The sequence below is a fragment of the Bradyrhizobium sp. MI1.11 genome, from assembly GCF_055811255.1.
On sequence record NZ_JBVVPM010000041.1, the window covers coordinates 58,684 to 68,487 of the forward strand.

At 65.3% G+C, this 9,804-nt stretch carries 7 protein-coding genes; 5 read left to right on the forward strand and 2 right to left on the reverse strand.

Features of this window, described 5'->3' with window-relative positions; genetic code table 11:
* The first annotated feature begins 43 nt into the window (after positions 1-43).
* From AC0L30_RS30765 to AC0L30_RS30775, 3 genes are read left to right on the forward strand one after another with little or no spacing between them, the layout of a single operon-like run.
* A complete protein-coding gene (locus AC0L30_RS30765; RefSeq protein ID WP_354200310.1) occupies positions 44-514 on the forward strand; it encodes an endonuclease domain-containing protein in 471 nt (156 codons plus the stop codon).
* On the forward strand, positions 511-2,919 hold the full coding sequence (gene pheT, locus AC0L30_RS30770) for a phenylalanine--tRNA ligase subunit beta (protein WP_473405915.1): 2,409 nt from the start codon (positions 511-513) through the stop codon (positions 2,917-2,919). Before AC0L30_RS30765 ends, pheT begins: the two co-directional genes overlap by 4 nt.
* A 22-nt stretch (positions 2,920-2,941) precedes the next feature.
* Positions 2,942-3,712: a sulfite exporter TauE/SafE family protein gene (locus AC0L30_RS30775; RefSeq protein WP_473405916.1), complete on the forward strand. Its 771-nt coding sequence runs from the start codon at positions 2,942-2,944 to the stop codon at positions 3,710-3,712.
* A 135-nt stretch (positions 3,713-3,847) separates the two neighbouring features.
* On the opposite strand, the gene AC0L30_RS30780 is transcribed toward AC0L30_RS30775, so the two are convergent.
* Positions 3,848-5,245 (reverse strand): flavin monoamine oxidase family protein, encoded by a 1,398-nt coding sequence (locus AC0L30_RS30780; RefSeq protein WP_473405917.1) that lies wholly within the window; start codon positions 5,243-5,245, stop codon positions 3,848-3,850.
* Between the two features lie 192 nt (positions 5,246-5,437).
* Here AC0L30_RS30780 and AC0L30_RS30785 point away from each other — a divergent pair, with 192 nt between their 5' ends.
* Complete coding sequence (locus tag AC0L30_RS30785; RefSeq protein ID WP_354200306.1) at positions 5,438-6,415, forward strand: YiiX/YebB-like N1pC/P60 family cysteine hydrolase; 978 nt, start codon at positions 5,438-5,440, stop codon at positions 6,413-6,415.
* A gap of 229 nt (positions 6,416-6,644) precedes the next feature.
* Here the strand turns inward: AC0L30_RS30785 and AC0L30_RS30790 are convergent, their stop codons facing one another.
* Complete coding sequence (locus tag AC0L30_RS30790) at positions 6,645-6,920, reverse strand: metal-sensitive transcriptional regulator (RefSeq protein WP_007598521.1); 276 nt, start codon at positions 6,918-6,920, stop codon at positions 6,645-6,647.
* 50 nt (positions 6,921-6,970) lie between these two features.
* Here AC0L30_RS30790 and AC0L30_RS30795 point away from each other — a divergent pair, with 50 nt between their 5' ends.
* Positions 6,971-9,406: a heavy metal translocating P-type ATPase gene (locus AC0L30_RS30795; protein ID WP_473405918.1), complete on the forward strand. Its 2,436-nt coding sequence runs from the start codon at positions 6,971-6,973 to the stop codon at positions 9,404-9,406.
* Positions 9,407-9,804: the final 398 nt, after the last annotated feature.

The following is a 9,804-nucleotide window of genomic DNA, read 5'->3' on the forward strand; positions in this document are numbered from 1 at the left end:
CTCCCCCCTTGTGGGGGAGGGTCAGGGAGGGGGGTAGCCGCGGATGCCGCACGCAGTTGTAAGCCAGCGTCAGCGCGGCCGGGCGAAGCAGCTTCGCCAAGCGATGACGCGCGCCGAAACACTGCTGTGGCGGTATTTGAAGGCTAACCGGATGGATGGTGTCGGCATCCGACGCCAGACGCCGATCGGAAACTACATCGCCGATTTCGTGTGCTTCTCATCAAAACTCATCATCGAGGTCGATGGGGAATCTCACGATTTCGAAGAGCGCCAAAAGGCGGATCAACAGCGCGATGCGTTCTTTGCTGCCGAGGGTTTTCAGGTTCTGCGCTTCACCAACGAGCAGGTGATGACAAATCTGGAGGGCGTTGTTGAGGCAATCCGCCAGGCGGCATCCGCCGGAGCCCGCGGCTTACCCCCCTCCCTGACCCTCCCCCACAAGGGGGGAGGGAACATTGACACCGACAAAAGCAACTCAGTGAACACCGACAAGAGCCGAGGCACACAGCCATGAAATTCACTCTCTCCTGGCTGAAGGAACATCTCGACACCGACGAGCCGCTGGACAAGCTGGCCGAGAAGCTCACCATGATCGGGCTCGAGGTCGAGAACATCGAGGACAAGGCGAAGGCGCTGAAGCCCTTCACCATCGCGAAGGTGATCTCCGCCGAGCAGCATCCGAATGCGGATCGTCTGCGCGTCTGCATCGTCGACACCGGTGACGGTGGCGCGCCCGTGCAGGTGGTGTGCGGAGCGCCGAATGCGCGGACGGGGCTCGTCAGCGTGTTTTCGCCGCCCGGCACCTACATTCCCGGCAAGGACATCACGCTCGGTGTCGGCACCATCCGGGGTGTCGAGAGCCGCGGCATGCTGTGCTCGGCGGCCGAATTGCAGATTTCCAACGACCATGACGGCATCATGGAATTGCCCGCGGATGCGCCGATCGGCGCTGCTTACGCTGCATGGGCCGGCCTCGGCGATCCCGTGGTCGAGATCAATCTGACACCGAACCGGCAGGACTGCACCGGCGTGCACGGCATCGCGCGCGATCTTGCCGCCGCCGACATGGGCAAGTTCAAGGACCCCACCATCAAGCCGATCAAGGGCGAATTTCCTTGCCCGGTGAAGGTCACGGTCGAGGACGCGACGTTGTGCCCGGGTTTTGCGCTGCGGCTGGTGCGCGGCGTGAAGAACGGGCCGTCGCCGGAGTGGCTGCAGAAGCGGCTGACCGCGATCGGGCTGCGTCCGATCAACGCGCTGGTCGACATCACCAACTTCATGACTTACGACCGCGCGCGGCCGCTGCACGTGTTCGACGCGAAGAAAGTGAAGGGCAATCTCGTGGTGCGCCGCGCCCGTGACGGCGAGACGCTGCTCGCGCTGGACGGCCGCACCTACAATCTCGATCCCAACGTCTGCGTGATCGCGGACGAGCACGGCGTCGAATCGCTCGCCGGCATCATGGGCGGCGAGGCCTCGGGCTGCGACGAGACCACCACGGACGTGCTGATCGAATCGGCGCTGTGGAACGAGATCAACATCGCCCAGACCGGCCGCAAGCTCGGCATCAATTCGGACGCGCGCTACCGTTTCGAGCGCGGTGTCGATCCGGCTTTCATGGTGCCGGGGCTGGAGCTCGCGACCAAACTCGTGCTGGAGATGTGCGGCGGCACGCCGTCGGAGAACGTCGTGGTCGGCAAGACCTTCGGCGACGACCGCGTGATCGATTTTCCGGTCAACGAGGTCAAGCGGCTGTCGGGCATCGAAGTGCCGATGCCGGAGATGAAGCGCATCCTGACCCATCTCGGCTTCATGATGGCGGGCCCGGGTCCGGTCGTGAAGGTCGCCGTGCCGTCGTGGCGTACCGACGTGCACGGCAAGGCCGACATCGTCGAGGAAGTCGTCCGTATCCACGGCGTCGACAAGGTGCCGATGACGCCGTTCGAGCGCGGCGAGGACGCACGCAAATCCGTGCTGACCCCGCTCCAGCTCCGCACCCGCCGCGCCAGGCGCGCGCTGGCGAGCCGCGGCATCATCGAAGCGGTGACCTGGTCCTTCATCACCAAGTCTGCCGCAAAGCTGTTCGGCGGCGGCCAGCGCGAACTCGAGGTCGCCAACCCGATCGCGTCGGATTTGTCCGACATGCGCCCGACCCTGTTGGTCGGCCTGATCGCGGCGGCGCAGGTCAATGCCGATCGCGGCTTTGGCGATGTCGCGCTGTTCGAAGTCGGGCAGGTGTTCAAGGGCGATCGCCCGCAGGATCAGTTCATGGCGGCAAGCGGCGTCCGCCGCGGCTTTGCGTCATCGCAGGGTCTCGGACGGCACTGGTCGGGTTCGGCGCCGGCTGACTTGTTCGACGCCAAGGCCGATGCGCTCGCGGTGCTCGCTGCCGCCGGCGCACCGATGCAGGCCCTTCAGATCGTCGCGGGCGGCCCGTCCTGGCTGCACCCCGGGCGCTCCGGTACGATCCAGATCGGGCCGCAGAACGTGCTGGGTTATTTCGGCGAGATGCATCCGCGCTCGCTCGAGGCGCTCGGCGCCGGTGGCCCGCTGATGGTGTTCGAGGTGATCCTCGACCGCATCCCCGAGGCGAAGAAGAAGCCGACCCGTGCCAAGCCCGTGATCGAGCTGTCGGCATTTCAGCCCGTGTCGCGTGACTTCGCCTTCATCGTCGACCGCACCGTGAAGGGCGGCGACATCGTGCGCGCGGCCCAGAGCGTCGACAAGAAGCTGATCACCGCTGTGAACGTGTTCGACGTCTACGAAGGCAAGGGCATCGACGACGGCAAGAAGTCGATCGCAATCGCGGTGACGATCCAGCCGCGCGAAAAGACCCTGACCGACCAGGAGATCGAGGCCGTCGCCGCGAAAATCGTGGCGGAGGTGAGGAAGAAGACCGGCGGCACTTTGAGAGCATGATCATGCTCGAGAATCATAGAGCATGAATCTCACTGACTTTCTTCCAAAGGACGTCAGCCTCACCATTGCGATGGCGCTCTGCGCCGTCGCTTTCGTTTCGGGCACCGCGCGCGGCTTCTCCGGCTTCGGCTCGGCGCTGATCTTCATGCCGCTGGCGAGCAGCATCGCGGCGCCGCGTCTGGTTGCCGCGCTGCTCCTCGTGATCGATTTCGTCGCGGCCGCGCCGCTGCTGCCCGACGCCTGGCGCAAGGCCGACCGCAAGGCCACCGCCGTGATCGTGCTGGGCGCGCTTGTCGGCGTGCCCGTCGGCACCTATTTCCTCAGCGTGCTCGAACCCGTCACGACGCGATGGATCATCTCCTGCTTCGTCGCCGCGCTGTTGCTTCTGCTACTGTCGGGCTGGCGCTATCGCGGCAAGGACCATGCCTGGCTCTCGGTCGGCATCGGCAGCCTCTCCGGCTTCTGCAGCGGCCTCGCCCAGACCGGCGGCCCGCCGATCGTCGGCTACTGGCTCGGCCGTCCCATCGCCCCGATTGTCGCGCGCGCCAACATCTTGCTGTTTTTTGGCGCGTCGGATTTTTTCTCGATGGTCAGCTATGCGACGACCGGCCTGATCTCGCGCGAATCGCTCGTGCTCTCGCTCATCGTCGGTCCGGTCTATGCGATCGGCGTCGCCTTCGGTGCGTCGCTGTTCGGCCGTGCCAGCGAAAAGGTGTTTCGCGCCATTTGCTACGCGCTGATCGCGATCGCGGTGGTCGCGGGACTACCGCTGCTGGATGGGATTTTGCGGTAAGCCATCCATTTTCGTCCTGGCGAAAGCCAGGACCCATTACCCCGGTCAGTGTTTATACCCCCAAATCTTCGCCAAACGACTTCCTGGGGTAATGGGTCCTGGATCTGCGTTGCGCTTGTCCAGGACGACGATGACTCAATTGCTCTGCTGCCGCGGCGCGCGCCGCTTCTTCGTCGACTGCGTCGGGACATCGGCCGGCTCGTCCTTGAGCGCGCCGATCTTGCGCAAGGCTGCGTCCGCGGCGCGCTCGCCGCTTTCCCAGGCGCCGTCGACAGTGCCCCACAGCGTCTCGTGCGTGGCTTCGCCGGCGAGGAACATGTTGCCGGTTGGCTCCGCGAGGATTCTTCGCGAGAGCTGACCGCCGGGCGAGGCCGCCGACATCGCACCCATCACGAAAGGCGAGGCGTTCCAGCGCGTCACGCTCGCTTTCTGCACGGCCGCGGCGACTTCGCTGCCGAACAGCTTCGTGATCCATTCTCTGGCGAAGGCCGTCATCGCCTTCTCGCCTTGCTGAGTGAGATCGCGGCCGAACGAGCCGCCGACGTCGATCGAACACAGCGAGGATCCGCCGATATTGGCGAACATCAGCGCCGTGCGCGTCGAGTTGCTCTGCTCGATCAGGATGTCGTCGCGCGACAGGCCGAGCGGATTGTCCGGCAGCTGCAGCACGATGTGATCGTAGCTTCCGAGCGTGAGCTTTGATGCGGCATCGAGCGTGCGCTTGGGAATGTCAGGCCCAAACTTGATCGCGCCCGAAATCAGCACATTGGTCGAGACCGTGATGATGGCGGCGCGTGCGGCGATCTTGCCCGCCTGTGTCTCCACGCTGACGTCGCGATTGCTCCAGACAATCCGGCTCGCCGGCGTCGACAACGCGACCGGCGCCTGCTCACCGAGTTTGGCGATCAGGGTCCCCAAGCCCTGGCGGCAGGCGATCGCGGCGTTACGATCCTGTGCCCGCGCCTTGTCGATCGCAGACAGCTCCTTCAGGTCCTTGCCGGCGAAGCTCGCGCCCAGCATGAACTCGGCCGCGCCGGCCCAATCACCGAGATCCTTCGGCAGCACCGAGGCGCAGGCGGTATCGAGCTTGCCGCGCGCGGCCTCGTCGATGGCGCGGTTGGCGCGCACCAGCGCCGCCAGGAACTCCTCGGTCTCGCCGGCCCGCGCATTGCGGCGGCCGATGCGCATCTTCTGGCCTGATGGGGCCGGCAACACGTCGAGCCCGGCGCTGCGCGCCAGCCGGATCATCGGATTGGTGTCGGGATTGTGCATCCAGCGCGCGCCGCGATCGAACGGCGTGTCGAAGGTGGTCGTATCCGTGATGCAGCGGCCGCCGATCTGCGACGCCGCTTCCACCACCACGACCTTGCGATTGGCCGCCATGATGCGCCGCGCCGCGGCAATTCCGGCCGCGCCCGCACCGATCACGACAATGTCAGCCTCGCGCGGCAGGGTCGCGGCGGTTGCGCGCAGGACCGGCATCGCAGCAAGGCCCGCCGACGCCGATAGGAAGCTGCGGCGCGTGATTGTCATGTCATGGTTTCCGGAGACTTGCAGCAAACGGGAACAGCTAGCGAACCTTGCCGTATCTGATGTTGCGCGGCAACCATCATGGTGAATCAATCGTGCTTGATGTCACGGAGCGATGAACCGAATTGCAACACGTTCCGACCATGGTAGAGAAGAGAAAAAGACGGCCGGAAAAGGCCGTGGGGGAGTTTTGAAATGGGGACGGTCCTGGATTCAGTCGGCAAGCTGATTGCCGCGTACCTCTCGAAGGAGGTGCCGGGCTATGAGCCGTTCACGCCGAGCGACCCCGAGCATCTGCGCGGCATCATGGAGCCCGGCGACGTGCTGCTGGTCGAGGGCAACAACCGCATCTCCGGCATCATCAAATATCTGACGCAGTCGACCTGGTCCCACGGCGCACTCTATGTCGGCCCGATCGAGGGCGCGGAAGAGCCCGACGGCGAGCCGCACGTGCTGATCGAGGCCAATATCGGCGAAGGCGTCACCTCCGCGCCGCTGTCGAAATATTTCCCCTATCACACCCGCGTCTGCCGCCCGGTCGGGCTGTCCTATGAGGACCGCACCACGGTCTGCCGCTATGCGATCAACCGCATCGGCTTCGGCTACGACACCAAGAACATCGTCGACCTGATGCGCTTTCTGTTTCCGCTGCCGATCCCGCAGCGCTGGCGGCGCCGCATGATCTCGATCGGCTCGGGCGATCCCACCAAGATCATCTGCTCGGCCCTGATCGCGCAGGCGTTCGACGCCGTGCGCTATCCGATCCTGCCGAAGATCACCAAGGCCGGCAGCCGTGCTGCCCGCCGCGAGATCCTGCATATCCGCGATTCCTCGCTCTACATGCCCCGCGACTTCGACATCTCGCCCTATTTCGAAGTCGTCAAACCCACCATCGTGCACGGCTTCGACTACACCGCCTTGCACTGGGCCGACAAGCAGAAGCCGCTCGAGGAGGTAGCCGGCACATTCAGTGTGTTTCCAGAAACGTTCAGTGCGCCGCCGCTCGTTCCTGAAGCGATTGACGAAGAGGCGCCGGTTCCGGCTGAAGAAGTGAGCGCGCATCCAGCGGAGATGGTCGATCGCATCACCGTCTCGGAGCGCTTCCGGCGGCTGAAGAAGCTGGCCATGGACCGCCCAAGGCGGCGCGGTCGGGCGCGCGAAAGGGCGGCGTAGCCTCGACTGCCCTGCGTCGTCCTGGCGAAAGCCAGGACCCATTATCGCAGAGAGACGTTTGGCGAAGATTCGTCGTTCGGTACAGCTACCTGGCAAGCTCGATGGATTCCGCGGTATGGGTCCTGGCTCCCGTGCGCAATTGCGCACTAGGCCAGGACGACGCCAGAGGAAATATCGCGCATCCCTCTCCGCCATTGTGCGAGCGTCGCAAGGGAGCGACGAGCAGAACCTACCGCTCCGCCCGCCCGATCACCGCCATCAGCTCCGCGATCTTCTCGCGCTGGTCGGCCTTGTCGCCGCTCGCGATCGCATGCTCGACGCAATGGGCGACGTGATCTTTCAGAACCTCTTCCTCGACCCGGCGCAGCGCGGCGCGCACCGCCGAGATCTGCGTGACGATGTCGATGCAATAGCGGTCTTCCTCGACCATCTTCGAGAGGCCGCGAACCTGCCCCTCGATCCGGCCGAGACGTTTTCCGACAGATGCCTTGATGTCCTTGCGCATGCGGACTATATACCCCCCTGGGGTATCACTTGCAAGGCCGGAGCGTGGCAATGAACGACGCGGAACACGAGCACCATCACAAGCCGGAAACACATTCCGGATGCGGCTGTTCCAGTAAGGGTGCCCCGGTCGACAAGCCCGCGGCTGCGTCCTGCTGCGGCGCGCACGGCGATCACGCGCATGACCACGGCGCCGCGGCAAAAGTCCGCGATCCCGTCTGCGGCATGACGGTCGATCCCGCGACGTCCAAGCACCGCTTCGACCATCACGGCGAGACCTTCCATTTCTGCTCGGCCGGCTGCCGCGCCAAATTCGCCGCCGACCCCGCAAAATATCTCGCCAAAGAGAAGACACCCCAGCCCGAGATGCCCGCAGGCACGATCTACACCTGTCCGATGCATCCGCAGATCCGCCAGGCCGGACCCGGCACCTGCCCGATCTGCGGCATGGCTCTGGAGCCGGAAGTGGCAAGCCTGGAGACCGGCCCCAATCCTGAGCTTGCCGACATGACGCGGCGGTTCTGGATCGGCGGCGCGCTGGCGCTGCCGGCCGTCGTGCTGGAGATGGGCGGCCATCTCGCGGGCCCGCACAACTGGATCGATGCGACGCTGTCGAACTGGATCCAGCTCGTCTTCGCCACGCCCGTGGTGCTGTGGGCCGGCTGGCCGTTCTTCGTCCGCGGTTGGCAGTCGCTGCTGACGCGCAACCTCAACATGTTCACGCTGATCGCGATGGGCACGGGCGTTGCCTATCTCTACAGCCTGATCGGCACCATCGCGCCGCAGATTTTCCCGGCCACCTTCCGCGGCCACGAAGGCGCGATCGCGGTCTATTTCGAGGCGGCGGCGGTCATCACCGTGCTGGTGCTGCTCGGGCAGGTGCTTGAGCTGCGCGCACGCGACGCGACGTCGGGTGCGATCAAGGCGCTGTTGCAGCTCGCTCCGAAGACCGCACGCCGCATCGATGCTGAGGGCGGCGAGCACGAGGTCGAGATCGACGCACTTCATGCCGGTGACCGCTTGCGCGTGCGTCCTGGCGAAAAAGTGCCGGTCGACGGCGTCATTCTGGAAGGCCGTTCCTCGCTCGACGAGTCGCTGGTCACAGGCGAATCCATGCCGGTGACCAAGGAGACGGACGCGAAGGTGATCGCCGGCACGCTCAACCAATCCGGCAGCTTCATCATGCGCGCCGACAAGGTCGGGCGTGAGACGCTGCTGTCGCAGATCGTGCAGATGGTCGCGGACGCGCAGCGCTCGCGCGCGCCGATCCAGCGTCTCGCCGACCAGGTCGCGGGCTGGTTCGTGCCGACGGTGATTGCGGTCGCGGTCGCTGCTTTCGCGGCCTGGGCCTGGTTCGGGCCGGAGCCGCGGCTGGCCTTCGGCCTCGTCGCCGCCGTCAGCGTGCTGATCATCGCCTGCCCCTGCGCGCTTGGCCTGGCGACTCCGATGTCGATCATGGTCGGCGTCGGCCGCGGCGCGCAGGCAGGCGTGCTGATCAAGAACGCCGAGGCGCTGGAGCGGATGGAGAAGATCGACACGCTGGTGGTCGACAAGACCGGCACCCTGACCGAGGGCAAGCCGAAGGTGGTCGCGATCGTGCCGGCCACCGGCTTTGCGGAAGATGATATCCTCCGCATGGCCGCCAGCGTCGAGCGCGCCAGCGAGCATCCTCTGGCCGATGCGATCATGCGCGCCGCAAAGGAGAAGCAGCTCGCGCTGGGCCAGGTCGAGCAATTCGATTCACCGACGGGCAAGGGCGCGACCGGCAAGGTCGACGGCAAAACCATCGTGCTCGGCAATGCCAGATATCTGACGTCGATCGGCATCGACACCCAAGCACTCGATGGCGAGGCCGAACGGCTGCGCGGCGATGGCGCGACCGTGATCAACATGGCGGTCGACGGCCGGCTTGCCGGCCTGTTCGCGATCGCCGATCCGGTCAAGGCTTCCACGCCCGAGGCCCTGAAGGCACTGGCAGCCGAAGGCATCAAGGTCATCATGCTGACCGGTGACAACCGCACCACGGCCGAGGCCGTCGCACGCCGGCTCGGCATCGCCGATGTCGAGGCCGAGGTGCTGCCGGATCAGAAGAGCGCGGTGGTGACAAAGTTGCAGAAGGCCGGCCGCAGCGTCGCGATGGCCGGCGACGGCGTCAACGACGCGCCGGCGCTGGCCGCAGCCGAAGTCGGCATCGCCATGGGCACCGGCACGGACGTGGCGATGGAGAGCGCCGGCGTCACGCTGCTGAAGGGCGATCTCACCGGCATCGTGCGGGCGCGAAAACTGTCGCAGGCGACGATGAGCAACATCCGGCAAAACCTGTTCTTCGCCTTCATCTACAACGCCGCCGGCATTCCGATCGCGGCCGGAATTCTCTATCCGACCTTCGGCGTGCTGCTCTCACCGATCATCGCCGCGGCCGCGATGGCGCTGTCCTCGGTCAGCGTCGTTGGAAATGCGCTGCGGCTGCGGGCAACGCGGCTGTGAGCGAGCGCCCTCTCTCTCGCACCGTTCACGAAACGAGGTAAGATGCGCGTAGCCCGGATGGAGCGGAGCGAAATCCGGGATCTGTCCACGTATCGAAGCCGCCACGGATTGCGCTTCGCTCCATCCGGGCTACCACATCATCGCCGAACGCGGCGTGCGTTATGGCCGCGTGGTGATGATCCCGACGGGGACAGCAAGCAGGCGAAGGCACGGAAGCAGGCGCACCGGCATGAGTAGATTTGCCGCGCAGGCGGTGCGTTCCCCTCTCCCCTTGTGGGCTTGTTGCGTAATCCGTCAATTGTGATTCTCTAAGGCAAAGCGTTGGAGGAATGACGATGGCGGTGAAGCAGACGGGGCAGCCGAGTTTTATTGAGGCTTGGCTCCCGAAGGGAGCAGGT